This is a genomic window from Rhodococcus sp. WS3, from assembly GCF_003797085.1.
Lineage (GTDB): Bacteria > Actinomycetota > Actinomycetes > Mycobacteriales > Mycobacteriaceae > Rhodococcus_F > Rhodococcus_F globerula.
Genome location: NZ_RKMA01000002.1, coordinates 715,310 through 741,812, shown reverse-complemented (window position 1 = coordinate 741,812; position 26,503 = coordinate 715,310). Strand labels below are relative to the sequence as shown.

Sequence of the window (26,503 nt, the reverse complement as noted above, 5' to 3'; positions counted from 1 at the left end):
ATGACCCGTTACGTGCTGGCCAAACTGGGCCAATCGCTTTTCGTCATCTGGGCTGCTTACACTTTCACGTTCGTGCTTCTCTACGTACTGCCTTACGACGCTGTCGATGTCATGTTCAGTCCAAGTGACGGTGACCTGGTCAGTGATGCGCAGAAGGATGTGGTCCGCGATCAGCTGGGAATGAGCGGGTCGGTATTCGAGCAGTACTTCACTCGTCTGCTGCGCGCCGTGCAGGGTGACTTCGGACAGTCGACGCGGACGGGTGAACCTGTCTTGTCGATGATCGCCCAGGTCCTGCCGCAGACGGTGATACTGGCCGCAGTTGCACTGACCATGGCGGTGGTCTTTGCTTTTGCACTGGCACTCGGTGCGGCCTACACGCGCAATCGATGGTTGGCCAACACCCTCGCAAGCATCCCGGCACTTGGAGTATCCGTCCCGGTCTTCCTGGTGGGATTGGTCATCTTGCAGGTGTTCTCGTTTCAGCTCGGCTGGTTTCCGTCGATCGGCAATGACGGCGTCGCTTCGCTGATTCTGCCGGCGGTGACCTTGGCGATCCCCGTCAGTGCTCCCATCGCCCAGCTGCTGGTGAAGAACTTCACCATCGGATTGGGATCACCGTACGTCGCGGTGTCGACGGCAAAGGGCGGAACGCGGCTCTGGGTTCTGGTCAACGACGTGGTGAAGAACGCCGCGCTTCCGGCTCTGACAATTGCCGGCATCACCCTCGGCAACCTACTGGCGGGAGCGGTGATCGTGGAGACGATCTATTCACGATCCGGTCTGGGCAGGTTGACGGAGACCGCGGTGCGGACCCAGGACGTGCCCTTGGTCCAGGCGGCAGTCGTGTTCGCAGCCTTGGTATTCGTGACGGTGAACTTCCTGGTCGACATCGTCTATCCGTTGCTCGATCCGAGATTGCGCACTGCCGTGCTCAATTCGAGGTCGGGTGTGTCAGCCAAGGATGTCGACTCCGCGCAGAAGAAGCCCGTCGAGCAGGAGTTGGTGCTCTCATGACCGCAGTAGTCGACATCCCCCGCACGGTGGTCACGGAGGAGCCATCGCCGGGGTACTCGGCCGGGCTGCGCCGCCGAGCACGCGAGATCGTGTCTGCGCCTGGCCTGGCCTTGTCCTGGATTGTCATCGTCGTGGTGATCTTGTGGGCGCTCGTACCCGGTCTCTTCACGAGCAAGAGCCCCTATGACGGTGACGTCGACGCGAGCTTTGCGCCGCCGAGTTTCGAGCACCCGTTCGGCGCCGACCGGCTCGGACGTGACCTGTTGGCACGCACCATCTACGGAACGTCGACGACGTTGACGGCGACGTTGGTCGCAGTAGCTGTCGGTTTTGTCATCGGCTCCGCGACAGGTCTTCTCAGTGGCTTCATCGGTGGGCGTGCGGACGGTGTCGTGATGCGTTTTGTCGACGTGCTGCTTGCCATTCCCGGCCTGCTCCTGGCGATGACCGTCGTGACTGCGCTTGGCTACGGAACACTGAACGTGGCGGTCGCCGTCGGAATCACCGCCATCGCAGCCTTCGCTCGTGTCATGCGCTCCGAGGTTCTCAAAGTGGCGCACACCGAATTCGTCGAAGCCTCTTACGGATCCGGGGCGAAGTTCGGACGGGTTGTTCTGCAGCATGTTCTTCCCAATTCACTCGCCGCGGTCCTTTCTCTGGCTGCGCTCGAATTCGGTGCGGCGATCCTTGCTGTCGCAGCGCTCGGCTTCCTCGGCTACGGCGCGCCGCCGCCGCAGCCCGAATGGGGGCTGGCGGTATCCGAAGGCCGCGACTATCTGGCCGTGTATCCGTGGATCGCGATCTTTCCGGGAATCGTGATCGCGGTAGTAGTCCTGTCCACCAATCGAATCAGCAAGTCGTTAGGAGAGTCGCGATGACCGAGCTTCTCGAATCACCTGTCGGTACCGAGCCGGCCCCGACGTCGACGCCGCTGTTGGCGATCGACAGATTGAGCGTCAGCTATGTCAGAGGTAGAGGTCGCTCCGTCGCGGCCGTGCGTGATGTGAGCCTGAACGTCGAGGCCGGCGAGTTCGTGGCGGTGGTGGGTGAGTCCGGTTCGGGAAAGAGCACCACCATTCATTCTGCGCTGCAGTTACTTCCGTCGTCGGCGCGGGTCGACAGCGGCACCATTCGCTTCCGCGGGGAGGACACCACCGGCTGGAACGACAAGCGACTGGCCAAGGTTCGGGGTCCGTTCGTCGGATTCGTTCCGCAAGATCCGGGTAACTCGCTCAATCCTGTCAAACGCGTTGGCACCCAGGTACTCGATGCTGTCGGTCTGCACCGACGTATAGGCAAGTCAGCAGCCAAGGCCGTGGCGTTGGAAAAGCTTCGTCTGGCCGGACTTTCGGACGTGGAGCGGTTGTACTCGCAGTTTCCCCACGAGCTCTCGGGAGGTATGAAGCAACGTGTTCTGATCGCCATCGCACTCGCGAACGATCCGGAGTTGCTGATTGCGGACGAGCCCACATCGGCGTTGGACGTGACAGTGCAGAAGGTGATCCTCGATCACCTCGAGCACCTGCGCTCCACACTCGGCTTGGGCATTCTGCTCATCACTCACGATCTGGGGGTCGCCGCGGAGCGAGCCGACCGTCTGATCGTCATGCAGGGCGGAACGATCGTCGAGCAGGGCACTACCGAATCGGTGGTCGGCGATCCGGCGAGCCCGTACACGCGGCAACTGCTCGAGGCCGCACCGTCGTTCCAACTCGGCCGATTGGCGCCAGACGTCGGCGTCGAACCGGCGAACGGCGACACGGTGAATGGCGACAGCGGGGAGGTGGTACTCCGAGCAGACGGGATCACCAAGTACTTCTCAGTGGTCGACGCGACCGGCGCGCGTGATGTCTTCACCGCGCTCGACGACGTCTCGATACGGCTACGCCGCGGAACGACGCACGCGGTGGTGGGGGAATCCGGCGCCGGGAAGTCGACGCTGGCCCGCGCCGTGGTGGGGTTGACGACTCCGGATCTCGGAAAGGTGTACTTGCACGACGACCCGATCTCGGGATTGTCGAATCGGGCACTGCACCCTGTTCGTCGACGGATCCAGCTGGTGTATCAGAATCCGATGTCCTCGCTCGACCCCAGATTCACGATCGAGCGCACCATCGCAGAGCCGTTGCGAACCTTCGGGATCGCCAAGGACCGCAAGGAGATCCGCGCGCGGGTGACCGACCTGCTGACAGCCGTTGCACTCGGCCCTGAGTATCTGCTTCGCAAACCGGCGGAACTGTCGGGTGGTCAGCGTCAGCGAGTTGCCATCGCTCGCGCACTCGCCGCCGACCCGGAAGTGCTCGTCCTCGACGAGGCGGTCTCCGCGCTCGACGTGTCGGTGCAGGCCCAGATCCTACGACTGCTCGTCGATCTTCAAGCCGAACGTGGGCTGACCTACCTGTTCGTCACACACGATCTGGGAGTCGTGCGTCTGGTGGCCGACGATGTCACGGTTATGCGGGCCGGTCGCACCGTGGAGTCGGGAGCCGTCGAGCAGGTACTGGGGAATCCGAGCAGCGACTACACCCGTGCACTTGTCGCCGCCGTACCGCATGTTCACCGGCAGGAACTGCTCGACGATCACAGGACCCACAGCCGTACGATCGGAGTTGCGTCATGACGTCCACGCTCGAAACGCCCACCAATCCGCTTCCACCTGGTCCGATCGATCCAGGTCCGGTAACACGCAGACTCGGGTTGGCCGAACTCTTCTCGAAGATACGTGTCGGAGCATCCGACCGAGATCGTCACCACGACATCCCCTACGGTTTGGTGGACGAACTTAAACAGGCAGGAATAGGCGCGTTGCGTCTACCTGTCGAGGCGGGCGGCCACGGCATCAGTCTCGTCGAATTGTTCGATGTGGTAGCTGATCTGGCCTCCGCGGACCCGTCCATCGCGCATGCGCTGCGCAACCACTTCGGCTTCGTCGAGAATGCACTCTCCCTGCCGGTCGTCGGAATCCGAGGACGACTCCTCGAAGAGACAGCGCGCGGTACGTTGGTGTTCGGATCGTACGGTGAACGGACCACGCCCACGTCAGGCGACGCCCAGGCGGACTTCACAACCACCGTGCGTAAGCAGGACGGCCAACTTCTTCTGCGTGGTGAAAAGTTCTACTCCACTGGCAACCTGTACGCGGACTATCTGGTTGTGAAGGGGAATTGGGAGACCGGAAAACCGGTGACCGTGGCGATTCCCGCCACGCGGGTGGGTATCGATCGGACAGATGACTGGGACGGAATCGGCCAGCGACTCACCGGAAGTGGCTCGACCAGATACTTCGACGTGATCGTGCGCGACGACGAGGTCCTTCCTGAAGACGGTCCGTCCGTCGACAAATACGAGGCATCGTTTGCGCAGTTGTATCTCACGACGGTCATCGCCGGAATCGTTCGCAGCATCGTCGCGGATTCCGTGGAGGCAGTCAACGCCCGTAGTCGCAACTATTTTCACGGTCAAGCCGACCATCCATCGGGGGAGGCGGTGGTGCACCATACGATCGGGCAGATATCGGCGTACTCGTTTGCCGTGACATCGGCAGTGCGCGCCGCAGCCCAGGTGCTGGACGCGGCGGTGCGGGCAACCGATCCGGACGAGCGCGCCGAACTGAGACTGGCTGCTGCTCTTGATGTCTCGAAGGCGAAGGTGATCGCCGACGAACTCGCCGGCAAGGCCGGATGGTTGTTGTTCGAAACTGGCGGTGCATCCACCACCAGCCAGTCGAAGAATCTCGACAGACATTGGCGAAATGCCCGGACGCTGTCCTCGCACAATCCCGGAAGCTACAAACTGCGCTATCTCGGAGCTTACGAGGTCAACGGGGAGTTGCCGCCACCGATCAGCTACTTCTGAAATCTCAACTGCAGCTGTAGCAATCTGAAACTTCGGTCTGTTGTTTCCGAGTGTTTCGCGCTGAGGTTGCTCGAATCCCGGTGATCCCAACTCTGTGGAGGCGCCGGGATTTCCAGCACAATGTGTTATCGGGCGCTCCGCTCAATTGCCTGGCCGCGAGGACACATCATGTATGACATACGACGATTGATTCTGCTCCACGACCTCGCGGAACTGACGACGATGACCTCGGTCTCCGAACGTCACGGAATCACGACATCTGCAGTTTCCCAGCAGATGCGTCTCCTCGAAGAGGAGGTCGGCACAGTTCTCACGCGTCGGGAGGGACGAGTCCTGCGCCTCACCCATGCCGGCCGGGTTCTGGTCGACCACACCGCACGCATCATCGCTGCGCTCGAGGAGGCTGAAAGCGCTGTCGCGGCCACCGGTGAATCGGTCACGGGTGTCCTCACCCTCGCGACGTTTACCACCGCTCTCACCCGACTCGCGATTCCCGCAGCAACCCGTCTTCATCGGGAACATCAGGGTCTGCGAGTCCGATTGGTGGACGCGGTACCGGTCGATTCCGTACCGGCAGTGAGGCAACAAGAAGTCGACCTTGCGATCACCTACACGTATTCGTTTCGTACGAGCGAACTCCCCGTCGGATTGAGCTCGGAGTTCCTGTTCACCGATCCGCTCGTGCTGTTGGCGCCGGCACCGCTGCGTGAGCGGGCTCAGCTGTACGGTCTCGAAGCAGTTGCCGATGCCGACTGGATTGCGGCCAAGGACGGTGCTCCGTCGATTGCGTCGATCATGTTCTCCTGCAGGCAATCCGGGTTCACCCCACGAATCGAGCATCGTTCGGCAAGCTTCAGTGCCATGGCGGAGATGGTCGATCACGGTTTCGGTGTGACGGTGCTGCCGGAGATGGCTGTGCCGGAGTCGGCCAAGCACCTCGTTGCCTGCCCTGTCGCCAACGGAGCCCGCGAGATCGGTGTGACGTATCGTCAGGCCTCGCTCGAGCGACCGGCGGTGGCTGCGGCGATCCGCGCGCTGAGGATGGCTGCGGTACCGCTGCGTCTCGCGTCGTGAAGTCTGCCGCGATCGGTACCCATGTCCTTCAGGTCGCGGATTTCATGTATTCAGTTACGAAGGAGGCGAACATCGATGACCCGTCAGGTCCATCTCAACGTCAACATCCTCAACGCCGGTGTGTTCGGTGGTTCCTGGCGACTTCCGGGAACCGATCCGCTGGCGAGTTTCGGCCTCGCACACTATGTGGACATCGCGCGCAAGGCCGAGGCCGCTAAGTTCGACGCAGTATTTCTCGCCGACGGTCCGGCGATCCGGGAAGATTTGCGCTATCGGCCGTTCAACAGTCTCGAACCGTCGGTGGTGCTCGCTGCGGTGGCCGCGTCGACGTCCAGGATCGGATTGATCGGCACCCTGTCTTCGAGTTACAACGATCCGTATGACGTGGCAAGACGCTTTGCGACGCTCGATCAACTCAGCGGCGGACGGTCAGGGTGGAATGTCGTCACCACGGCGGGCCGGGAATCAGCGCGCAATTTCGGTTTCGACGACGAGCCCGATCACGGCCGGCGGTACGAACGTGCGGCAGAGTTCGTCGAAGTGGTACGAAAGCTTTGGAACAGTTGGGAACCCGACGCGTTGGTGGGGGATAAATCTGGCCAGGTGTTCGCCGACACCACACGGATTCACCGCACCGACCATCACGGCGAACACTTCGACGTGGCAGGCCCGCTCAACGTTCCGCGGTCACCACAGGGTGAGCCGGTGGTTGTGCAGGCGGGTGCCTCGCGAGACGGACGGGCACTGGCGGCCAGGGTCGGCGAGGTGATCTTCACAGCGGCGCAGACCGAGGACGAGGCTCGGGAGTATTACCACGATGTGAAGGCGAGGGCGCGCGGATACGGCCGAGGGCCCGAGGACGTCATCGTCCTGCCTGGACTGTCGACCGTGATCGGCAGTACGGAAGCCGAGGCTCATGAGCGTCGTGAGCTGTTGGCTGAATTGGTGCCTCCCGAGTACGCGCTCGACCGCCTGGCGGGTCAGTTGGGAGTTCCTCGCGAGAGCTTGGTTCTCGACGGTTCGTTGCCGTGGGAGCTCTTGGCCGATCCGGACGACGCGGGTGGATCGCAGACGTTCTACAAGATCGCGGTCAGTCTCGCCCGGCGCGAGAGCTTGACCGTTCGGCAGCTGTTGAGGCGACTGGGCGGAGGTGCCGGACACCGGATCGTCACCGGCACTCCGGAACAGATAGCCGATGCCATCGTAGATTGGGTGGACAAAGGCGTTGCCGACGGATTCAACCTGATGCCGGACGTGCTCCCGAGCGGATTCGACGATTTCGTCGATCACGTCGTGCCGGAGTTGCAGCGCCGCGGTGTTTTCCGCACCGACTACGACAGCACCACGCTTCGTGGACATCTCGGGTTGGCCGCTCCTCACCATGCGATTCCGTCGTCGCACGTCGAACAGGTGGTGGCGTGATGAGTCGTTCGCTGCACTTCTTCGTCAACGTCGGTAGCGCGGGCTACCACTCGGCGGCCTGGCTCGACCCGGAACTCGATCCCAGCGCCTTTGTCACTCTCGACCACTACCGCCGCGCCGCCGAGACCGCCGAGCGCGGCAAACTCGATGCGTTGCTGTTCCCGGATATCCCGGTCCAGCACCCGGGCATCGGCCGTGGACCGGCGGCCTCCCTCGACCCGGTGCTACTGACCAGTGCGCTCGCGGTGTCCACCACCCGGATCGGTCTGATTCCCACTGTGTCATCCACCCTGAATCTGCCGTACAACCTTGCTCGTCGAATTCTCTCGCTGGATCACGTGAGCGGTGGTCGTGCCGGATGGAACGTGGTGACGACGTTCGAGCCGAATGCGGCCAAGAACTTCGGAATCGACCACCTTCCGGAACGCGACGAGAGATATCGCCGTGCAGCGGAATACGTAGAACTTCTCGAAAGATTGTGGGACAGTTGGGAGTACGGCGCTCTGATCGGTGATCAAGAGAACGCGCGCTTTGCAGATCCGGATCTGGTACACGCTGTCGAGCACCGAGGCGAGTTCTACTCCGTTGCCGGCCCGCTCAACGTCACGAGGTCGCCACAGGGACGACCGGTTCTGGTCCAAGCAGGATCCTCCTCTCGAGGGCGGGAATTCGCCGCAGCCCATGCCGAGGCGATCTATGCCACCCAGTTCGGACTCGACGCTTCAGGAGAGTTCTCCACGGAGATCAGGTCGAAAGCTGCTGCACTCGGCCGCGATCCGGATCAGATCAGGATTCTGCCCGGACTGGTGCCGATCGTTGCAGAGACCGAACACGCGGCGCGAGAGAAGTTCGACGAACTTCAAGCGCGCCTTCGTCCAGAGAGTGCACCCGTTCGCCGGCTCGCATCGTGGTTGGGATTCCCGGACGAAGAGTTCGACCTGGATTCGCCGCTCCCCGCGCATGTGCTGGACCTGCCGTCCGGTCGTGTCGGCCCCCAAGGATTCTTCACGTCGCTCGCCGATTATGCAGCATTGACCGGCCACACTGTTCGTCATCTGTTGACCGAATTCTTGGGCGGTCATCGTGTGGTAATCGGTGATCCTGTACAGGTGGCTGATCATATCGAAACCTGGTGGCGGAGCGGCTCTGTGGACGGATTCACGATTATCCCCGCTGTCCTGCCTCGATCGCTGGAGGACTTCGTCGACCTTGTCGTTCCGGTTCTTCAGGAGCGGGGCATTTTCCGGTCCGAATACAGCGGAGTCACGTTGCGCGATCACCTCGATCTGCGTGAACCTGCGAATTCCTTTGCGTCCCAAAGGTGACTCCGTCCGTGCGTACGCGTTTTCGTCCACACTTCGTCGACGTAAGGGCAGAGCCGGTTGCATTCACGATGATCCTGATTGTGGCACTGCAGCGTTCGCTGGAGAAACATAGCGGTATCAGGTTCAGTCGTGTAGACCTTTGACAGGAGCAGACCAGTGACGGACGTCCTCGAAGTTTCCACCGATGTGCTGGTAATAGGTGGTGGTCCCGCCGGCGCCTGGGCAGCGTTGCGTGCCGCCGAGGCCGGTGCGGACGTCGTCCTGGTCGACAAAGGGTATTGCGGGACGAGCGGGGCGACTGCGCCGTCGGGCACAGGTGTCTGGTACGTCGAACCCGAACCTGCGGCGCGCGCAAAGGCCAAAGCAGGGCGTGAGGCACTCGGCGGATTCCTCGCCGATCACCATTGGATGGACCGCGTCCTCGAGCAGACGTATACCAACATGGACCTCCTGGCGGTAGAAGGCAGATACCCGTTCCCCGTCGACGCGCGTACCGGTGAGCAGATTCGCACCGGCCTGCAGGGGCCGGAATACATGCGCAGAATGCGCGCCTGGATCCGCCGCGCCGGAGTGCGAATTCTCGACCATTCGCCCGCGCTGGAGTTGTTGGTGGACAAACAAGGTTGTGTGCGGGGCGCCAGCGGATATCGGCGTCACGAGCATCACGACTATCGAGTGTCCGCAGGTGCTGTCGTGGTCGCGAGCGGCGGATGTGCCTTTCTCTCAGGCGCATTGGGTACCAACGTCGATACCGGTGACGGCGCACTGATGGCAGCTGAGGTGGGGGCCGAGTTCTCCGGAATGGAGTTCTCCAACGCATACGGAATTGCTGCGGCCGGATCCACCATCACGAAGACGGCGTACTACGCCTACGCAACCTTTTTCCATGCTGACGGGAGCGTACTCGAAGGGGCCGGCTCGGCGAAGGGGCGATCTGTCATCGCGAGAACCTTGAAGTCCGAACCCGTCTTCGCGCAGATCGACCGTGCGGACGTCGAGGTGCAGCGTCGAATGAGGATGGGGCAGCCCAATTTCTTCCTGCAATTCGATCGCCGCGGAATCGACCCCTTCACCGAAAGGTTCGAGGTCGGGATGCTCGCAGAGGGGACCGTGCGCGGTACTGGTGGAATCAACGTCGTCGACGACGATTGCGCCACGACTGTCCCCGGACTGTTCGCTGCTGGGGACGCTGCAACTCGCGAACGTATATGCGGAGGGTTCACCGGCGGTGGCAGCCACAACGCGGCCTGGGCGATGTCGTCCGGTTCATGGGCAGGATCGGGTGCCGCGAGGTACGCGCGGTCGGTGGGGCGTGGATCAAGGATCGGTCTCCGCGGAGCGGGGACGGTAGGGCTAGGTCCCTCGTCCAACTCTCGCCTGACTGCTGTCGACGTGGTGAAAGCTGCTCAGGAGCAATTGCTTCCCTTCGACAAGAACTACTTGCGGAGCGGAGATCGAGTGTCGGCGGCGCTCGACGAACTCGAATTGCTCTGGAGTGCAGCGAGTGTGGGTCTGGGTGGCGCGCCCGCTGAACGGATGGCAGCTCGTCAGGCGGCGGCGATCACCGCTGTGGGTCGCTGGATGTACCACTCGACCTTGGCACGGACCGAAACTCGGGGGATGAGCAAGAGAGACGACTTCCCGGAACTCGACGTCGCGCAGCATCATCATATCTTGACCGGAGGACTTGACGCGGTGTGGACCACTACGGCCGATCCCGCCGGTGCAAGTTTGGTGGCGTCGTGATCGAACTGGTGTCAGCACAGGACTGCATCGGGTGCGACAAGTGTGTAGAAGTCTGTCCGACAGATGTTTTCGATCGCACGCCATCAGGTGTTCCCGTGATCGCGCGCCAATCGGACTGCCAGACGTGCTTCATGTGCGAGGCATACTGCCCGACCGATGCCTTGTACGTGCATCCGCAATCGGCACCAGTGGGAAGTGCCGATGTGATCGAGCGCGATCACATCGGACGCTACCGGGAGAAGATCGGGTGGGGAAAGGGGAGGACACCTGGGGCGCTTACCGCAGTGGGACCCGAGGTGCCCCGCCCGATCACAACCTGACGACAATCGTTGCAGCCGTTCCGAGATCGTCTCTTCGAGCGGGAGCCGGCCGGTGATGAACGGCGCCAGGTCTACAACCAGCTCGTGATCGCGGACGTGATCGTCAGCGAAGCCGAGCTCAGTCGCGGGGTTGTACGAAGGCCTTCTCGAAACAGTTCGAAAACGGCATTACTTCATAGGGCGAGAAGATCGGGATCCGCGAGTATCCGCTCTTTTCGTACAACCTGACTGCATCGGGTTGACGGTCCCCGGTCTGGAGAATCAGCCGTGGCCGACCAGCCTGCTTGGCCGCATCCTCGACTGCGTCCAACAGGAGCGTGGATACGCCGGAGCCGCGATGCGAGGGCCTGACGTACATCCGCTTCAACTCCAGATCGGCGCCGTTCCAGCGAAGCGTGGCATGACCTACTGCTTGTGGTTCTTCGGCTTCGCTGCCGTCGGCGTACGCCACCACAGTCAGGTGAACTGATTGTGGGTCAACCGAATTTGCGGCGGCACGGTCCGTGGTGGATATGCGATCGGAGTAGCGTGGCCCCACTTCGGCAGCCATTTCGCCGCGTAATGCCTCGGCATCAGGATGGGACCACGACACCTCACGAACATGAAGGGATGAAGTCTTGATGTCGTGTGCCATGTGTAGTGTCCATCCTGACGCAGACGATGAGATCAATTCGACACGAATAGTATCGGCAAGCGCATGCCGCGGGGTGTGGAGTGCGACAACAGGAAGTCAGGATTCGGGGTCTATCCCGAGTTTCGTATGAAGGGCGTTGGAGTAGTCTCCCGCATCGAACGCCGCGATCCACTGGCTTACGGGACCAGGCCCGTTAATGCGGTAAATATCGCTTGAATATATTGTGGCAGTGTTGGATTCGATTTCATATGTGCTCGGCGAGTGGCCGTCGCTGCGCACGGTAATGGAATGCGGGATCGACGAAAGTGACCGCCCAGTGACGGTCGAATCACGGCATATGGATCGGAATGGATCCGTTTCGATCCGAGTGATTTCAACTGGCCGCCGACAAGCGTGGAGTGAGTGTCACGAGAAGGCGGCACTGTTAGTGGGCCTGCAAGAGACTTCGGGGTGCAGCGTTTGACGCTGCGCACCGAAGCATCAACGCCTTCAGTGACTCGATGAAGTCGGGTTCAGCTGGGCTTCCTTCTGGGCGTCGAGAGTTTCCTGGGAAACCGGAGCTCGCAGTAGTGCTTCCCATCCGTCGATCAGAGCGGACAGTTCAGCATGGGTGGGTCGGGTGCCGCGTCTGTCGTAACCCGCCAATACCCGGAGATAGCTGGTGTAAACGATCTGAATGCGCTGCAGTCGAACATCTTCCGCAAGTTCGACAAGGCTGTCGTTGAGGCTCTGGTTGACGGCGGATCCGCTTGTTGTCACAGTCGGATCTGCGGTGGTGAAGACGCGGCCGAGGATTTCCGTCTCCATCAACCGATCGAGTAGTGCGACGTAGTGGTTGTCGGGGCTGATGCTGTTGGCCAAGGGTTGCACAATTGCCCATAATGCCTCGCGCGTAGTCATATTCGCGCCCTGTGAGCTTGTTCGGAGCATCATTGCTTGTCTGTCTGCGTTGATGTCGGGCAGGCGGTACGCGAATATCGCGTGCAGCAGATTTTCCTTCGAACCGAAGTAGTAGGCGATTACCGATGCATTCTGCTGGCCTGCCGCGATGCGGATTTCAGAGATGGAGACGCCGTCATAACCGCTGAGTGCAAAAAGCCGCTCCGCGGTTTCGATGAGTTGTACGCGTGTCTGTTCTCCCGCGCGGTATCGGCCACGTTTTGAGGTCACACTGGTCGACCCTACCGGCGACAGTGTTGTGGCTGGACTCGTCGGGTCGAATATAGCCGGACTGCAAGAGCATTGGTGAATTCTCTGCGTGAGTTGCTGGCAGAATATCGACCAAGCTGACGTCTGTCAATGCTTAAATCATCGAAATTTTAACGATGCTCAAAATAAGAAACATTGATTACTTTGAACGCAGTCCGATGTGCACACCCACGTCTATGTTTCGAGGAAGATTGATGACCGCAATCGCAGAACCCACGACAACTACAATCGTGCCCCTCGCCGGCAAGATCGGCGCCGAAGTCCGGGGCCTGCGAGTGGACTCACTGACGGACGCCGATGTTCAACTGGTCAAGGACGCGCTGTACCGCTACAGCGTGCTCTTTTTTCCGGAACAGGGCCTCGATCCGGCGATCCACCGCGCGTTTGCGCAGCACTTCGGTGAGGTTGTTCTCCCACACGAGCACTTGTTGAACCTTGGCGACGAGGGTTACCGCGAGATCAGCGTGATCGGCACAGAGAACGGAAGCGCGTACCAGGCCAACCGTTGGCACTGCGACGTGTCCTGGCGTGACGCGCCGTCCAGGTTCAGCGTTCTGCACATGCAGGTCCTTCCGGAATTCGGCGGTGACACCATGTGGTCCAACCAGTCCGACGCACTCGACGCTTTGTCGGAGCCGCTGCGTGAACTCCTCTACGGCCTGACCGCAAAACACCGCATCGCACCGAGGGAGAATGTCCCCGAAGCCGACCACCCGTTGGTGATCCGGCATCCCGAGACCGGACGCGAAGCGCTTTTCGTCAACGACCTGTTCACCAGCTACATCAACGAACTCGACGCACAAGAGAGCGCCGCGATCCTGGGTGTACTCAAGGCAGTGTCGATCCGACCGGAATTCACCGTCCGTCGCCGCTGGACTGTTGGCGAAATCGCTATCTGGGACAACCACTTCGTCCAGCACAACGCGATCTACGACTACGCGGATCAGCCGCGCCGAATTCATCGCATCGAGGTTGCTCCGGAAGCTCCCATCCCGGCTCGCTGACTCTGACGTCACCTCGCGCTTCTCCAAGCTGCTCACGAACCACTGTCCGCGAGCAGCACGATCTTTCATCCCGATCAACAGCAGCACCTGCCCGTGCAGGGCCCCTCGAAAGGTTTCTCCGTGAACAGCCGCTCCGTCCTCAGACGTCCCTCCCTGCGGGGGATAGTCGCCGTTGCTCTCTTCGGTGCACTCACCGTGACGGGATGTAGCTCGGCAGTGGATCGGGCGGCCGCCGGCACGGAGGTCGTAGATGGCGGTGTGCTGCGGATCGGCGACAGTGGGGATCTGACCCCGGCGTCGTTCTTTTCAGGCGTACCGGTAAATGCTGCGCTCTCCGGGCTTGTCTACGACACGCTGATTACCTACCCGGCAGGAAGCCTCGACCCCCAGCCCGCGCTTGCCGAATCGTGGCAGGTGTCTGATGACGGGTTGACGATCACGCTTACGCTGCGGCCCGATGTCACGTTCCACGACGGACGCCCGATGACGTCCGACGATGTGCAGTTCAGCCTCGAAACCTATGCGGACCCAGCGCGTTCCGGACAGCTCGCGCGAACTGCGCAGCTGATCACCAACTACGCCAGGCCTGATGATCACACGATTGTGCTTACTCTCGCGCATCCGGCGGGTAACTTCTTCGATCTGCTCGACGTCGTGCCCGTCATCGACCGCAACACCATGGCCGACTTCGATTCGGGGAAGGGCTACAACGGAACCGGAGCTTTCACCTTCGCAAACTGGCAACCCGGAAGCGGAATGACCTTCGAGGCCAATGAGCAGTACTGGGGTGGTGCGCCCAACCTCGACGGCGTCGAGTACGTCATTGTTCCCGACTCGCAGACACGGGTGTCGCAACTTCGGTCAGGACAGCTGGATTTGCTGCTCAACGCAGCTCCGCGTGACGCCGATATGCTCGCCGCCGACTCCAATTTCGAGGTCGTGGACCAGACCGGCGTGTTGCGCACGTGGTACATCGGCGCGAACGTGCAGGCTCCGGGCCTGGGTGATGTTCGCGTCCGCCAGGCAATCGCGAATGCCGTGGATCGCGAACGCCTACTCGAAGACGTCTATCAAGGGCATGGCAATTCCGACAACCTGCCGTGGCCGGAATACTCGCCGGCGTTCGATGCGAGCCTCAACTCCACGTACAACCATGACGTCGACAAGGCAAAGGCCCTCGTCGCCGAGGTCGGCGCCATCCCGGTCATTCCGATCAGCTACACCGCGGGATCGAGTGAGTCGGAATCCATCGCGCAAATCATTCAAGCGGACCTTGCCGCAGTCGGTATCACGACGGTTATCGAACCGATCGATGCTGCGACATCGGTCAAGAACCTGATCGGTGGCACGTACGGCGGACTCTGGATCACCTCGCACGTATTTGCGCAGTACACACCCTCAACCTTGCCAACCAGTGCCTACCCGTTCAACGCCTACAAGAACACGTCCAATTTCATCGATGCGGATTACCAGGCTGCCACCGAAGCGGTGTGGCGGATCACGGATCCGAAAAGCCCGGAAGCGTCTGCGGCATACCAGGTTCTGAACCACGAACTGCTCGACAACGCCGTCGTGATCGGACTGCTCAACGCAGACAACACCCTCGCAATGTCCGCCGCGGTCCACGATGTGGACTGGTCGAAGAGGGCGGAACTCGACCTGAGTAATGCCTATCTGAGTGAGTGATCGGTCATGCTCTCGTATGCACTTCGGCGCCTGCCCTCGGCCCTGCTGGTTCTGGCAGTGGGTTCGGTGCTGATCTTCACCCTTTTGCGGCTGGTACCTGGTGACCCGGCCAGTGTGTTGGCCGGTGCAGATGCCACTCCGGAAGCTCTGGAAGCCCTGCGTGAAGAGCTGGGGCTGAACGGTTCTCCACTCGGTCAGTACTTTTCGTGGCTTGGCGGAATCCTCACCTTCGATCTCGGTCGGTCGTTGATTCTCGGCGGTGAGATCTCCACGCTGATGCTCGACGCACTTGGCAATACGTTGCTCCTCTCGGTCACCGCCCTGGCGATTGCGATTGCTGTAGCGCTCACCTCGAGCACGGTGTCGGTCATCATCGATCGGCGGTGGCTCAACAGCATTGTGACCACATTCGGCACGGTCGCCGTCGCGATCCCGAACTTCGTGACGGGCGCGCTCCTGGTGGTGTTGTTCGGTGTGGTCTGGGCGGTATTGCCGGCCGGCGGGATTCCCCGCAAAGGCTTCCTGGACGACCCGGGCATCACGGTGCAGTATCTGATTCTCCCCGCGGTATGTCTCGGGCTTCCGATTGCGGCCGCGCTGACCCGGTTTCTCACCGAGTCGCTTCGCAGTCAACTTGCGGAGCCGTACGTCACAACGGCTCGTGCCCTTGGTATTTCGCGTCGACGGATCATTCTGACTCAGGTGCTGCCCAACGCTCTGCCGTCGACCGTGACGGTATTGGGGATGCAAATCGGTCATCTACTCGGTGGAGCCGTACTCGTCGAGGCCATCTTTGCCTGGCCAGGCCTCGGAAACCTCATCGAACGCGCGATCTCGAGCCGGGATTACCCGGTGGTTCAAGTGATGCTGCTGTTCTCCGTGGTTCTTTTTGTCATCGTTCAGCTCGCCACGGATCTCGTCAACGCGTGGCTCGACCCTCGAATTCGATTGGGGAGTCAGTCATGACCATATCGCTCGAGAAGTCCACCGACGGAACCGGCGCAGATCGCGACGACCGCTGGGCAGCACTGCGAAGCGGTCGCGGACTGATCGGCGCCGCGTTGGTCGGGGCTGTAGTCCTTGCCGGACTGCTAGCCCCGTGGCTCGCTCCGTTCGCGCCGGACGAACAGATACGTGGAGCGACTCTGCTCGGCCCGAGCAGTGATCATTGGTTCGGTACGGATTCGGTTGGCCGCGACGTATTTTCGCGGACGCTGTACGGCATACGAATCGATTTGCTGGTGATCTTCGTTGCTGTCCCGTTAGGAGCTCTGATCGGCTCGTTTCTCGGCCTTGCCGCATCGCGCGCCGTCTGGCTTGATACCGTGCTGCAACGCTCGTTCGACCTGATTCTGGCATTCCCGACCATCGTTCTCGCTATTGCATTGACGATGGTCATCGGCCCGGGAATCATGACGATCTCGGTTGTCATCGTGCTCGCCGAAATCCCGGTGTTCGGCAGGCTCATGCGCACGTCAGTGCTGACGGTGCGCGAGCTGCCGTACGTCGAATCCGCCCGAACCCTGGGTGCGAGCGAAGGCTGGATACTGCGACGCCACGTACTGCCCAACTGCCTCGAACCCCTCACCGTTCAACTTGCGTTGGCAATGTCGGTCGGCGTGTTCATCGAAGGCGCGATGAGCTTTCTGGGACTCGGAGTTATCCCGCCGATGCCGTCGCTCGGATCACTCATCAAGGAGGGAACCCAGAATGCCTATCACTCGCCGTATTTTGTCTTCGGTCCTCTCCTGGTCGTTGTTGTTCTGGTCCTCGGACTGCTCCTGATTTCGCAAGCGCTGGCTGCCCGGTCCCGGCGCCGGTAACCACTCTTCTCCCGAACAAGGACACCTCTCGTGCGCACTGCTCTCCTCTCCGTCCGCGACCTGCATATTGCCTTCGAGCAGCAGCCGCCCGTCGTCAACGATGTCACTCTCGAGGTGTGTCGGGGGGAGGTCGTAGCTCTCGTGGGGGAGTCCGGTTCGGGTAAGTCGATGACAGCCCGTGCGATCCTCGGCCTTCTCCCTGATGGAGCCGCGGCGGGCGGTTCGATCGATGTTGACGGCACATCCGTACTCGACGCGACCGAGGACGAATTGAATCGGCTGCGTGGCTCTACGGTCGCGCTGATCTTCCAGGAACCGCAGAGCGCGCTCAATCCAGTCCGTCGTGTCGGATGGCAGATCCGAGAGGCGATTCGCGCCCATCGCACGGTCTCTTCCCGTGATGCTCGCGTCCGCGCAATCGAACTTCTCGAGCAGGTGGAGATTCCAGATCCGCAGCGCCGCGTCGATTACTTTCCGCACCAACTCTCGGGTGGCCAGAAGCAGCGCGTTGCGATCGCGCTGGCCCTGGCCAACGACCCCGATCTACTGATCGCCGATGAACCGACCACCGCGCTCGACGTCACCGTGCAAGCCGAGATCCTGGCGCTGCTCGACCGGATCCGTCAGCGGACCGGAATGGGAATCCTGCTCATCACCCACAACATGGGAGTTGTTGCGCAGCATGCTGATCGGGTGATCGTCCTCCGAGATGGCGAAGTTGCCGAAACTGGTGACACGCACACACTGTTTGCCGCGCCGACCCACCCGTACACCCGTCGACTGCTGGACGCAGTGCCGCGTCTTCCCGAGGGTGCCGCAGCGGCTGCGGTTACTCCTGAGTCGACCGAGGACACTGTGCTCGAATTCGACAGCGCCACAGTGCAGTTCCCGGCCAGGCGCGGTAGTCCCGCCTTTCTGGCAGTCGACGGCGTGAACTTGACGGTCCGCAGGGGAGAGGTCCTCGGTCTTGTCGGTGAGTCGGGTTCCGGGAAGACCACGATCGGCCGCGTTGCTGCCGGCCTGGTGCCGTTGGCGGCGGGACGTGTTCTGTTCGGTGGCCACGATCTTGCTGAAACGCCGTCCCGTCAGCTGCAAGAACTACGCCGTGATCTGGCATTTGTTCACCAGGACCCCGCTGCGTCTCTCGACCCGAGACTGACGATCGCAGCAACGATCCGTGAGCCGTTCGACGTCCACAAGATCGGTACGGCGGGGGAAAGGCGCGCTCGCGTACTCGAACTGCTCGACGCCGTTCGGTTGCCCAGTACGTTGGCCGACCGTTTCCCACATCAGCTCTCCGGTGGGCAGAGGCAGCGCGTTGCACTCGCCCGCGCACTGGCGCTGACGCCCAAGCTGGTGATTGCGGACGAGCCGACCAGCGCACTCGACGTCTCGGTGCAGGCCGAGGTGCTGGAGCTGTTCACCGAGGTGCAGCGTGATCTCGGGTTTGCTTGCCTGTTCATCAGCCACGACCTCGCCGTTGTCCACCAGGTCGCGGACCGGGTTGCAGTGCTGCGATCCGGCTCCGTTGTCGAGATCGGCAGCGTCGACGCGGTCTTCACCGCACCGCGTGATGCCTACACGAGGGCCTTGATCGACGCCGTTCCGGTGCCTGACCCCGCGCACGCCCGCGATCGCTCGACTGACTTGGCCTCGCTCGCTGTGTAACCGTGCGCAGTGGTGCGTGCACACGGGTCACAGCTAGGCGCTTGCCGGGGCACTGGTGTGAAGGCAACGCAGAAATTCCGTGACGATGACGGAATCTTCACCTGCACGCGTGAAAGACATTGGACAACGCTTGTCTAGGAACAACAGCAGCAGGAAACGGTACAACCGTACCTTTTACTTCTGTTTATAGAGAAGTGAGCCAAGGTGCAGCAGCTCATAAAATCGCAGCAGCCGGAGCGGTAACCTATGACAAGATCTGCCAAGTATTCGGCAAGGTTGAGCAGGGTGGTTTCTGGTCTGACAGCGATATTATTGTTATTGCTCATACAGGAATCAAGGAAAGATTGCGCGGTCTTGTTGACAGCACTGGTAGGCCGTTGTTTGTTGAAGAGGTATCGGCAACGCAGTCAGCGACATTGTTCGGCTACAAGTTGCAGTTCTCTGACGGAGCAGAGACAAGTACAACCAACTTGCAGAACCCAACAGGAAATCCATTACTCATCGTTGGCAACCGTCAGCATTTGATTCTAGCTGTTAGAAGTCCTATCGAGACGATGATCAGCACTGAAGCTGGTTGGAGCACTGACGAAGCTCATTTGAAGATGCGTTCTCGTAGAGCAATTGCTGTTGGACGAGCAAAAGCTTTCGGCATCTTGGAAGTTGCAGGAGCGTAAGCAATTCGGGACAGCTCAGCGTTCATTCGAATGTTGAGCTGTCCCGTTTTCCTATGACAAATTACGAATACGAGTTCACGATGACGTGGCCGACTATCGGCGACTATTTTCAAACACGTCAGTTTCAGCTTGGCTTCTCAGTTTCCGAGCAGAATTTGACGCTTGGCCGATTGTTCGCTGTTGCAATGATCAGTGATGCACCATGAGAAATTTCTACGTAGGTCAGAATCCGCACGGTTCAGTGTTGTTCAAAATTGATGACGAACGTAAGCAGCCTGTCGATGTGATGATGTATTACACGGCAAGCGTGTTCATTCGTAGACCTGATGGTTCAGTGTTTTCGGATGGTTATGCAGTTCCAATTGCGAATCCTTATCACGCTGTTGACTACACGTTCGGTTCAACGGGTCCGTTCACAATTGCTAATGAGTATCAGATGCAGATCAGATTGAATCGCAATAGCGGAGGACCAGGGGATAAGTTCGACTACACGGACAATATAGCAATAGATGCTATACAAAGTTTGGAGGGAAGTTAAATGTTAGCAACAGATGCAGATGTCCTGGATATGACTGTATGCACGGTCAATGATCAGCAGATCAGAGAAGCTCAGGCAATCGTTGAAGTGATTGCGGGGAGGCCGGAAAGTCTTGTCACGAATGATGCAGACGAGCACTGGCTTAGATATGCCGTGTGTTGGCAGTCTGCCTATATGGATAACTCAGATGTGTTCGCACAAGCGAACGTGGAAGAAGTGAAGCAAGATAATACAACCGTTAAATACGGAGGCAAGACGTACACCCTTAGTCCGTTGGTTGTGCTTGCAGTGAGCAGTTCAGTTGGAACAAGTCACGTTCGATCATGACCGGACCTAATGCGGTCAGAGCGAATAGAATGCCTGATTGGTGGTACCGGTGATGCCTAGATTCATTGTACGAACCTGGCCTAGCCTGGTGGATATTTACACTCAGCGAGTGACGTTTGATCCTGAAACGGGCTCAGCCGAACGAAAGTGGAACTATCTCGAACCTGAGACAGTGCCTTGCGCTGTCGTAGCGCTGAATCCTGAAGACAGCCTTGAGCAGTTCGGTAAGGAATACACAAAGAAGAAGTTCGTCAAGCTTGAGAATTCAGCAGGTCAGTTCGAACTCAGCCAGCAAGCCGGAAATCTGCGCAGCAAAGACGGCAAACTACGATCACCTGATCGACAACGAGTTCTACCCAGAAGTGTTCAATATCGGCAACATTGGCACTCCTATCGACTTGAATGGTCAGATTGACCGCTATGAGCTGTATCTAGAACTGTTCGATGACAGTATCACTCAGATTGCAAGATGACAGAAAAAGGGCTACAAGCAATTTGCTTGTAGCCCTTTTTCTACCGTAATGCCACTTATATGCGAAGGAAGATCATGCGTAATAACCATATTATATCATTCTTTGTTTACTTTCGCTCTGTTTATCTGACTGCTTGCCGTTAGGTCGGGATCAACGTTTTCCGGTTCGCCGTGATTTGACTTTCCGAATCTTCTCTTTTTGGCTGAAATGATTCTCTTCAATTCTGTAATTAGATCTTCGTGTTTTCCTTGCAATTCCCATTCATCCATGCGGTAAATAGAAATGAAGTGCATCCTTTGTTGGTGCATTGCTTCGGACTCTATGCTGGTAGGTATGCGTGAGATTGCGTTGGCGCTGTAAATATGTCCATCGAATATAGTTCTTGCGGCATCGCCCAGGTCATCGTCCGCGATCAACCGGATCGTCTCGTATTGCCTTGTAATCTTCCGCATGAGGTCATTTGTAGTGGTCTTGTCTGTTGACGGAGTGTTGACTGCTTCAAATCTTTCGTTGCTTGCCTCAAGAAGCTCCATTGCAGACTGAACCAGCGTCGTTCGGCGCCAACTGAGTAGGTCCCTGCTCTGGCTGGTGCGATGTACAACAAACCAGCCACCGATTGCGATTGCTCCGGCGATGAGAGCAGCAATGTAGATGTGCCACGGTGTGCTGCTCTGGATGATGACTTCGTGAACTACTGGTTCGGCTTGGGCTAGAAACATGCGCTGATCGTAGATGTTGAGTGCGTTTGAGTGCGTTTGAGTGCGTTTGAGTGCATTATCAGGGACGCTAACGGTGTGTCAACGTGATGCAGTGTGGCTCAGGCCTCTGCAGCGTGCGCCATTTCTGTCGTAGCTCTGTGCTATGCACTGTTTCCGTGCTGATTTCGATTTTGAGAGCCTTTGTGGCGCATTTCGGCCAATTGGGAGCAAAGCTAGGTATAAGCCAACCAGGGAAGTGTTAGGCACCCTTACGGGCATTATTGAGATTTAATAACGAAAAAAGAGGCCGTTATCAAATCGTTATAATAAAAGATTTTGTGTTCTTGACCTGGGGCAATGTCGAGAATGCTCCCTTTGTCAGGGTTCTTTTGCGCAGTCCCAAGCCCGGATTGCTTGTGCTGGAGCGATTTGAGGGGGAAAGTTGTCCCTGTCAAGCCGGTTGGTTTGATACCCGAAATGAGAATGAGGCCCCAAAAAGGCCGCTTGACCGACTTGGAACCTCGAACCCAACATTTGGCGATGTGGACTAGAGGCTACACATTCTTCTTTGGCTTGCCAAGATGAAGGTCGGTTGAGTTTTCTCCAGAGTGTCCAGGAGGACACATGGCGACACGCCGCGTTACAACTGTTCGTGTTACCCGGACTGTACGAGTGCCTGTCACGGTAACTCGTACGATCACCGTTAAGCCGGTGAAGCGATGACGGCGCGCAAGGTTCCGCAGGTTCCCGCACCCGGCGGTGGCACGCAGGATCGTGACCGCAACAAGGATGGAAGCTGGCGCGAAAAGCGCAGCGATGCAGGGAAGAAGCGCAAGTAGCTTCTGAATGCCGAAAGAGGTCCAGGTCGAAAGACCTGGACCTCTTTGGTTTCTAACTCACGCGGACGTGTGTAAAACTAAAGCTATCGAGTTGATGCAGTACCGCTGATCCGTCGGAGTGGGGTAGCCCTCACCCTCGAAGACATGGCCGAGGTGGCTGTGGCACTTCTTGCAGATAACTTCGACGCGTCGCATTCCCAGGCTCACGTCTTCCTTCAGGATGACGGCGTCGGAGTTGGCCGGATCGAAGAACGACGGCCACCCGCAATGCGATTCGAACTTCTCGGTGCTGCGGAAAAGTTCGGCGCCGCACGCTCGGCAGGAGTACACACCTTCGGTGGTGGTGTCGGTGTACTCGCCCACGCCGGGCCGTTCGGTACCGGCCTGACGCAGGACCGCGTACTCGGCCGGGGTCAGTTTTTCGCGCCACTGCTCGTCGGTGAAGGTGACTTCGGGGGCGTTATCTGTAGAACTCATGCCTACACGCTAATCCTTTACTGCAGGTTCGGCTTTGCTTGCAGGTGGGACGGCATCCACAGGAGGATCGAGGAGGTAGGCGGGATCGATTCCGCGGTCCAGGCGTCCTTCGCGTCGGGCAACCAGATACCGGTAACCGAGGACGCAGAAGATCACGATCAGCAGCAGGCTCCACCCGAGAGTGCTCTTCATGTACTCCGCTGCCCGGCCGAAGGCGGGCCAACGGAAGGACCACCAGTCGTCGAATGTCATGCACCCGTACACGGCAAGCCAGGCCGGCCAGTTCCGCATGACGGAGTTCTTGAGAATCACCGACATCAGGAGCGGGAACAGCATCATCGAGTAGTACATCTGCCCGAGCGACGGCAGCAGGAACGACGCGGTCATGATCACGCCGGTTGTGGTGGTGAGGAAGAACAGATCGTCATTGCGGTAGTACCGGTAGAGCAGCCACAGCGAGATCAGGACCATGGCGGCGAAGACCACGCGCAGGGTGAGGACCAACCAATCGGGCAGGCCGAAGTAGGCGCCGTTACCGACAATCGAGCTGTTGAAGTAGTCGCGTGATTCCAGCAGGTACGGAACCGTGCGTTCGACAAATGCCATCGGATCCGCCGAGAGAGGCACCGCGACGACGGTGAGGATGAACGGGATGCCGAGTGCTGTGACAAAAACCTTCCACTGACCACGAACCAAGGGGAGCAGCAGCAGCGGCGCAAGAGTGGGTTTGACGGCCAGAGTGATGCCGATCGATGCGCCTGCCCATAGATCTTTACGGCGCATCAGGAGCAGCAGGAACGCCATCTCGCTGAGCAGCACGATGCCGTTGATGTTGGTGAACACCAGAGTGTTGGTGACGGTCTCCGACGAGAACGCGGCCAGTACGAGAATTGGCGCGGCGATGGAGCTGATTGTCAGATCGAACAGCCGTAGCAGCAGATAGAGCGCGACCAGGATCGCAATCGCGTTGGCGCCGATGAACAGCCAGCGCGAGCGCTCGGGATCGAGGATGGCCAGTGGTGCCATCAGCAAGGATCCCGATGGGGGATACAAGTAGTGCGGATCTACCGTGTTGAAGTCCGCGGTGTAGACCTCGCGGCCGTTCCAGAATGCCAGCGCGGCGTTGTAGACCGGCCGGAAATCATCGGTGATCGACCCGTTGACGGCTTTGACGACAACGCGATTGATCACGGTCATCACGGCGATCGGCCACAAAACGTAGTTGACGACTTGTTGGGTTGTCCGCCCGGTGCGAGGCTCGATTTGTCTAAGGAACACTTCGGAACGGTACACCGAGACGCAAACAGATCTGGGGATGCACCCTGCAATGGTGGGTGACGGCCGTCATATTCGGCTAGGCCGGGCACACATTGCCGTTGGCCGGCAGGCTCTGATTGTCCAGGTAGGACACCGCGGCCTGTTGCACGCAGGCAGATTGCATCGCGGGGTGTCCGGAGCCTTGCCAATCGAGGCTGGCGAACCGGGCGCCGGCGTTGGTGACAACTCCGGTGACGGTGGCCAGCCCGGTGTTGCCGACGGCGGGGTCGGCTTGACCGCTGAGGACCAGAACAGTCGGTTTCAACGCGGTGGGCAAGGGTGTCGGAGCGGTTGTCGGCCAACTTGCGCAGGCCGACAATCCGAGTGCGGCTTCGTTCCCGAACACGGGGTAGGACTTACCCCACGTTTGTTGCAGTTCGCGGATGCGCCCCACTCCCGGCCACTGAACGCCGTCGGTGCAGCGTCCGACAAACTGACCGTCACTGGCGAGGGCTTTCTCTGCGGCTGCGGCACGTTCGCGCATGGGTACGGGGTTTCCGGTTCCGAGCGCACTGAGAGCGTCGGCCAGAGACGTTGTGTCCAGTTGACGATTCTGGCTCGCGATGGCAAGACTTGCCGAGATTGCGCGGGTGATGGACGCCGCGGACAAGGGCCGGAACTCACCGGCTCGCGCGCGTTCGGTCAATGCAACGACGGCCGCGCGGGGGTCGGGTCCGAGTGAGCAGGACAGCGCCGCGCAGCGAGTGGCAAACGCCGTCAACGCTGCTTCCTGGCCTTGGACTCGGCTTTCCTCCTCGGTGGTGGCATCGGTGGCGATCGGTGCGGGTGAGTCGAGGATCAATCGTGCGATGTTGTCGGGATATGTTGCGGCGTAACTCAATGCGATGTCCGAACCGGAGCCTGCAGCCCACAGTGCGATGGTGTCGACGCCCCATCTCGTGCGCAGTGCGTTGATGTCGTCGGCCGCGGCGTCGGCTCCGAATTCGAGTTCCTGCGGATCGAGATAGTCGGTGCAGGAGATTGTGGCGTCGTGCCCGAGGGTGGCGACGGCGTCGGCTGCGTCTCCGCTGAAACTCGGCTCGAATTGGCCGAGATCGGCGAGTCCGCGCCGAGTATCGGGTTCCATGCATTCGATCGGCGTCGAGCGGTCGATACCGCGGCGATCGAGGGCCACAACCGGGTGGGCTGCGAGGACGGCCGTCAGTCCGGTGGCAGAGAGCATGGCCAAGGTGCTTCCCGACGACCGATCGGTCCCGGATGTGAAGACAATCGGGTAGGCGTCAGCAGGAGTAGCCGAGGTTCGGGCCCGGGTCGCCGCAGCCGTGAATGTTCCGTCGATGCGGCCGCTGGTGTCGATGGGAGCGCTGAATTCGGCGCATTCGACGATGACGCCCGTGCTGGCGGCCGCCAACGCGGCGTCGGCAAGAGATGTCCCGCTACAGTCGCGCCACGGGAGATCGCTGGTCGGGACGGCCGGAGCGGGAACCGGGGGAGGTGTCGCCTGTGACGTATCGGAACTCCCGGGGGTGCCACCGGTGTGACCTTCGACGGCGACGTCCGGGCGAATGGAGGGCCCTGCGCCACAGGCACAACAGGTCGCCAGGACAACTGCAATCAAAGCCGCTCTGCGCATGCCGACCAGAGTGCCAGGTTCAGTGCCGAGGACGTTGACGAACCCACCGCGACAGCACCGTGCCGTCGGAGTCCGTGAGGATATGTGCAGGCATCATCGGGGTGGGAAGGGACTGCGCGGAGAGGGAAATCCGCCCCGCGTTGCCGCCGACCAGTTGCGGAGACGTCGTCACGCATAGTTCGTCGACGGCGTTGTCCGTGATCAGTTGGCCGAACAGGGACGGTCCGCCTTCGCACAGAATTCGCGGCAAATTCAGAGTGGATGCTGTGTTCTCGACGTCGACACTGCGCACCGCCGCGCCGACACTTCGGTGAACGTCGGCACCGGCATCGCTCAACCTCGATACGGCAGCGGCGTCTGCGTCGGAGCCGACCAGCAGAATCGGTGGGACCTCGGCGTCGCAGAACAGCCGGCTTTCGGGGTCGATCGACGCGCGTGACGAGACAACCAAGATCGGGGGCACAGGGGCGAGCCCCGACGCGACCCGGCGTGCCCGAGCGTCGTCGTTCATCACGGCGCCGCCGTAGTTCTCCGCGCGCGCGGTTCCGGCTCCGACGACAACCACGTCGCAGAGTTCGCGCAGCGTGTCGAACACCGTCTTGTCCGCCGGGGTGCCCAGACCGCCGCTGAGCCCACTGACGGAGACGGCACCGTCGATGCTGGACACGAAGTTCACCCGAACCCACGGATGCTGCAAGTTTTCCGGATATGAATAGAGCTCTCGGAGCCGCTGCGGCTGATCGGGTGTGAAGTAGGTCGCAAAATCCAGATGGTGCATATGAG

24 protein-coding genes are annotated in these 26,503 nt (G+C 60.1%); 17 read left to right on the top strand and 7 right to left on the bottom strand.

The window, feature by feature from the left end:
• The 9 genes from EEB13_RS17530 (at window position 1) to EEB13_RS17490 (ending at window position 10,759) form a co-directional block, all read left to right on the top strand.
• Entirely contained in the window at window positions 1–1,017 is a 1,017-nt protein-coding gene (locus EEB13_RS17530; RefSeq protein WP_095886108.1) for an ABC transporter permease, read from the top strand.
• Window positions 1,014–1,895, top strand: coding sequence for an ABC transporter permease (locus EEB13_RS17525; RefSeq protein ID WP_095886109.1), 882 nt, complete (start codon window positions 1,014–1,016; stop codon window positions 1,893–1,895). Before EEB13_RS17530 ends, EEB13_RS17525 begins: the two co-directional genes overlap by 4 nt.
• Complete coding sequence (locus tag EEB13_RS17520; protein WP_095886110.1) at window positions 1,892–3,637, top strand: dipeptide ABC transporter ATP-binding protein; 1,746 nt, start codon at window positions 1,892–1,894, stop codon at window positions 3,635–3,637. The genes EEB13_RS17525 and EEB13_RS17520 overlap by 4 nt, the downstream gene beginning before the upstream one ends.
• Window positions 3,634–4,872: an acyl-CoA dehydrogenase family protein gene (locus EEB13_RS17515; protein ID WP_095886111.1), complete on the top strand. Its 1,239-nt coding sequence runs from the start codon at window positions 3,634–3,636 to the stop codon at window positions 4,870–4,872. The genes EEB13_RS17520 and EEB13_RS17515 overlap by 4 nt, the downstream gene beginning before the upstream one ends.
• 168 nt (window positions 4,873–5,040) lie before the next feature.
• Entirely contained in the window at window positions 5,041–5,946 is a 906-nt protein-coding gene (locus tag EEB13_RS17510; protein WP_033234734.1) for a LysR family transcriptional regulator, read from the top strand.
• Window positions 5,947–6,021: 75 nt separating this feature from the next.
• Window positions 6,022–7,368: an LLM class flavin-dependent oxidoreductase gene (locus EEB13_RS17505; RefSeq protein ID WP_141485934.1), complete on the top strand. Its 1,347-nt coding sequence runs from the start codon at window positions 6,022–6,024 to the stop codon at window positions 7,366–7,368.
• On the top strand, window positions 7,368–8,693 hold the full coding sequence (locus tag EEB13_RS17500) for an NtaA/DmoA family FMN-dependent monooxygenase (RefSeq protein WP_116104049.1): 1,326 nt from the start codon (window positions 7,368–7,370) through the stop codon (window positions 8,691–8,693). Before EEB13_RS17505 ends, EEB13_RS17500 begins: the two co-directional genes overlap by 1 nt.
• A gap of 156 nt (window positions 8,694–8,849) precedes the next feature.
• The gene (locus EEB13_RS17495; RefSeq protein WP_141485933.1) at window positions 8,850–10,439 is read left to right on the top strand and encodes an FAD-dependent oxidoreductase; all 1,590 of its coding nucleotides are present in this window, start codon (window positions 8,850–8,852) and stop codon (window positions 10,437–10,439) included.
• Window positions 10,436–10,759: a ferredoxin family protein gene (locus EEB13_RS17490; RefSeq protein WP_095886115.1), complete on the top strand. Its 324-nt coding sequence runs from the start codon at window positions 10,436–10,438 to the stop codon at window positions 10,757–10,759. The genes EEB13_RS17495 and EEB13_RS17490 overlap by 4 nt, the downstream gene beginning before the upstream one ends.
• A 118-nt stretch (window positions 10,760–10,877) precedes the next feature.
• Here EEB13_RS17490 and EEB13_RS17485 read toward each other — a convergent pair whose 3' ends face one another.
• Together EEB13_RS17485 and EEB13_RS17480 are read right to left on the bottom strand one after the other, a co-directional pair.
• Entirely contained in the window at window positions 10,878–11,393 is a 516-nt protein-coding gene (locus EEB13_RS17485; protein ID WP_141485932.1) for a GNAT family N-acetyltransferase, read from the bottom strand.
• A 489-nt stretch (window positions 11,394–11,882) separates the two neighbouring features.
• Window positions 11,883–12,563 (bottom strand): TetR/AcrR family transcriptional regulator, encoded by a 681-nt coding sequence (locus EEB13_RS17480; RefSeq protein ID WP_141485931.1) that lies wholly within the window; start codon window positions 12,561–12,563, stop codon window positions 11,883–11,885.
• A gap of 233 nt (window positions 12,564–12,796) precedes the next feature.
• Here EEB13_RS17480 and EEB13_RS17475 point away from each other — a divergent pair, with 233 nt between their 5' ends.
• The 8 genes from EEB13_RS17475 (at window position 12,797) to EEB13_RS17440 (ending at window position 20,737) form a co-directional block, all read left to right on the top strand.
• A complete protein-coding gene (locus EEB13_RS17475) occupies window positions 12,797–13,606 on the top strand; it encodes a TauD/TfdA dioxygenase family protein (RefSeq protein ID WP_095886129.1) in 810 nt (269 codons plus the stop codon).
• Window positions 13,607–13,726: 120 nt separating this feature from the next.
• On the top strand, window positions 13,727–15,292 hold the full coding sequence (locus tag EEB13_RS17470) for an ABC transporter substrate-binding protein (RefSeq protein WP_141485930.1): 1,566 nt from the start codon (window positions 13,727–13,729) through the stop codon (window positions 15,290–15,292).
• A gap of 6 nt (window positions 15,293–15,298) precedes the next feature.
• Complete coding sequence (locus EEB13_RS17465) at window positions 15,299–16,258, top strand: ABC transporter permease (RefSeq protein WP_033234725.1); 960 nt, start codon at window positions 15,299–15,301, stop codon at window positions 16,256–16,258.
• Window positions 16,255–17,115: an ABC transporter permease gene (locus EEB13_RS17460; RefSeq protein WP_033234724.1), complete on the top strand. Its 861-nt coding sequence runs from the start codon at window positions 16,255–16,257 to the stop codon at window positions 17,113–17,115. The genes EEB13_RS17465 and EEB13_RS17460 overlap by 4 nt, the downstream gene beginning before the upstream one ends.
• 30 nt (window positions 17,116–17,145) lie before the next feature.
• Window positions 17,146–18,783 carry an ABC transporter ATP-binding protein gene (locus EEB13_RS17455; protein ID WP_141485929.1) on the top strand — a complete coding sequence of 546 codons (1,638 nt, stop codon included), beginning with the start codon at window positions 17,146–17,148 and terminating at the stop codon, window positions 18,781–18,783.
• A 194-nt stretch (window positions 18,784–18,977) separates the two neighbouring features.
• The gene (locus EEB13_RS17450; protein ID WP_187328579.1) at window positions 18,978–19,457 is read left to right on the top strand and encodes a phage major capsid protein; all 480 of its coding nucleotides are present in this window, start codon (window positions 18,978–18,980) and stop codon (window positions 19,455–19,457) included.
• A gap of 538 nt (window positions 19,458–19,995) precedes the next feature.
• Window positions 19,996–20,322 (top strand): hypothetical protein, encoded by a 327-nt coding sequence (locus tag EEB13_RS17445; RefSeq protein WP_141485927.1) that lies wholly within the window; start codon window positions 19,996–19,998, stop codon window positions 20,320–20,322.
• A 109-nt stretch (window positions 20,323–20,431) separates the two neighbouring features.
• Entirely contained in the window at window positions 20,432–20,737 is a 306-nt protein-coding gene (locus EEB13_RS17440) for a hypothetical protein (RefSeq protein WP_141485926.1), read from the top strand.
• A 153-nt stretch (window positions 20,738–20,890) separates the two neighbouring features.
• On the opposite strand, the gene EEB13_RS17435 is transcribed toward EEB13_RS17440, so the two are convergent.
• The 5 genes from EEB13_RS17435 to EEB13_RS17415 form a co-directional block, all read right to left on the bottom strand.
• Window positions 20,891–21,514 carry a hypothetical protein gene (locus EEB13_RS17435; RefSeq protein ID WP_141485925.1) on the bottom strand — a complete coding sequence of 208 codons (624 nt, stop codon included), beginning with the start codon at window positions 21,512–21,514 and terminating at the stop codon, window positions 20,891–20,893.
• 875 nt (window positions 21,515–22,389) lie between these two features.
• Complete coding sequence (gene msrB, locus EEB13_RS17430) at window positions 22,390–22,809, bottom strand: peptide-methionine (R)-S-oxide reductase MsrB (protein WP_141485924.1); 420 nt, start codon at window positions 22,807–22,809, stop codon at window positions 22,390–22,392.
• Between the two features lie 9 nt (window positions 22,810–22,818).
• Window positions 22,819–24,102: a glycosyltransferase family 87 protein gene (locus EEB13_RS17425; protein WP_141485923.1), complete on the bottom strand. Its 1,284-nt coding sequence runs from the start codon at window positions 24,100–24,102 to the stop codon at window positions 22,819–22,821.
• Between the two features lie 61 nt (window positions 24,103–24,163).
• Entirely contained in the window at window positions 24,164–25,720 is a 1,557-nt protein-coding gene (locus EEB13_RS17420) for an alpha/beta fold hydrolase (protein ID WP_033234720.1), read from the bottom strand.
• Between the two features lie 19 nt (window positions 25,721–25,739).
• The gene (locus tag EEB13_RS17415; protein WP_092808382.1) at window positions 25,740–26,498 is read right to left on the bottom strand and encodes a pyrimidine reductase family protein; all 759 of its coding nucleotides are present in this window, start codon (window positions 26,496–26,498) and stop codon (window positions 25,740–25,742) included.
• Window positions 26,499–26,503: the final 5 nt, after the last annotated feature.

Bases quoted from the DNA above. Each gene is read 5' to 3' on its own strand.
- EEB13_RS17520 (WP_095886110.1), top strand. From the start codon at position 1,892: ATGACCGAGCTTCTCGAATCACCTGTCGGTACCGAGCCGGCCCCGACG.
- EEB13_RS17475 (WP_095886129.1), top strand. From the start codon at position 12,797: ATGACCGCAATCGCAGAACCCACGACAACTACAATCGTGCCCCTCGCC.
- EEB13_RS17505 (WP_141485934.1), top strand. From the start codon at position 6,022: ATGACCCGTCAGGTCCATCTCAACGTCAACATCCTCAACGCCGGTGTG.
- EEB13_RS17500 (WP_116104049.1), top strand. From the start codon at position 7,368: ATGAGTCGTTCGCTGCACTTCTTCGTCAACGTCGGTAGCGCGGGCTAC.
- EEB13_RS17445 (WP_141485927.1), top strand. From the start codon at position 19,996: ATGTTAGCAACAGATGCAGATGTCCTGGATATGACTGTATGCACGGTC.
- EEB13_RS17460 (WP_033234724.1), top strand. From the start codon at position 16,255: ATGACCATATCGCTCGAGAAGTCCACCGACGGAACCGGCGCAGATCGC.
- EEB13_RS17510 (WP_033234734.1), top strand. From the start codon at position 5,041: ATGTATGACATACGACGATTGATTCTGCTCCACGACCTCGCGGAACTG.
- EEB13_RS17515 (WP_095886111.1), top strand. From the start codon at position 3,634: ATGACGTCCACGCTCGAAACGCCCACCAATCCGCTTCCACCTGGTCCG.
- EEB13_RS17415 (WP_092808382.1), bottom strand. From the start codon at position 26,498: ATGCACCATCTGGATTTTGCGACCTACTTCACACCCGATCAGCCGCAG.
- EEB13_RS17465 (WP_033234725.1), top strand. From the start codon at position 15,299: ATGCTCTCGTATGCACTTCGGCGCCTGCCCTCGGCCCTGCTGGTTCTG.
- EEB13_RS17530 (WP_095886108.1), top strand. From the start codon at position 1: ATGACCCGTTACGTGCTGGCCAAACTGGGCCAATCGCTTTTCGTCATC.
- msrB (WP_141485924.1), bottom strand. From the start codon at position 22,809: ATGAGTTCTACAGATAACGCCCCCGAAGTCACCTTCACCGACGAGCAG.
- EEB13_RS17525 (WP_095886109.1), top strand. From the start codon at position 1,014: ATGACCGCAGTAGTCGACATCCCCCGCACGGTGGTCACGGAGGAGCCA.
- EEB13_RS17420 (WP_033234720.1), bottom strand. From the start codon at position 25,720: ATGCGCAGAGCGGCTTTGATTGCAGTTGTCCTGGCGACCTGTTGTGCC.
- EEB13_RS17435 (WP_141485925.1), bottom strand. From the start codon at position 21,514: ATGTTTCTAGCCCAAGCCGAACCAGTAGTTCACGAAGTCATCATCCAG.
- EEB13_RS17485 (WP_141485932.1), bottom strand. From the start codon at position 11,393: ATGGCACACGACATCAAGACTTCATCCCTTCATGTTCGTGAGGTGTCG.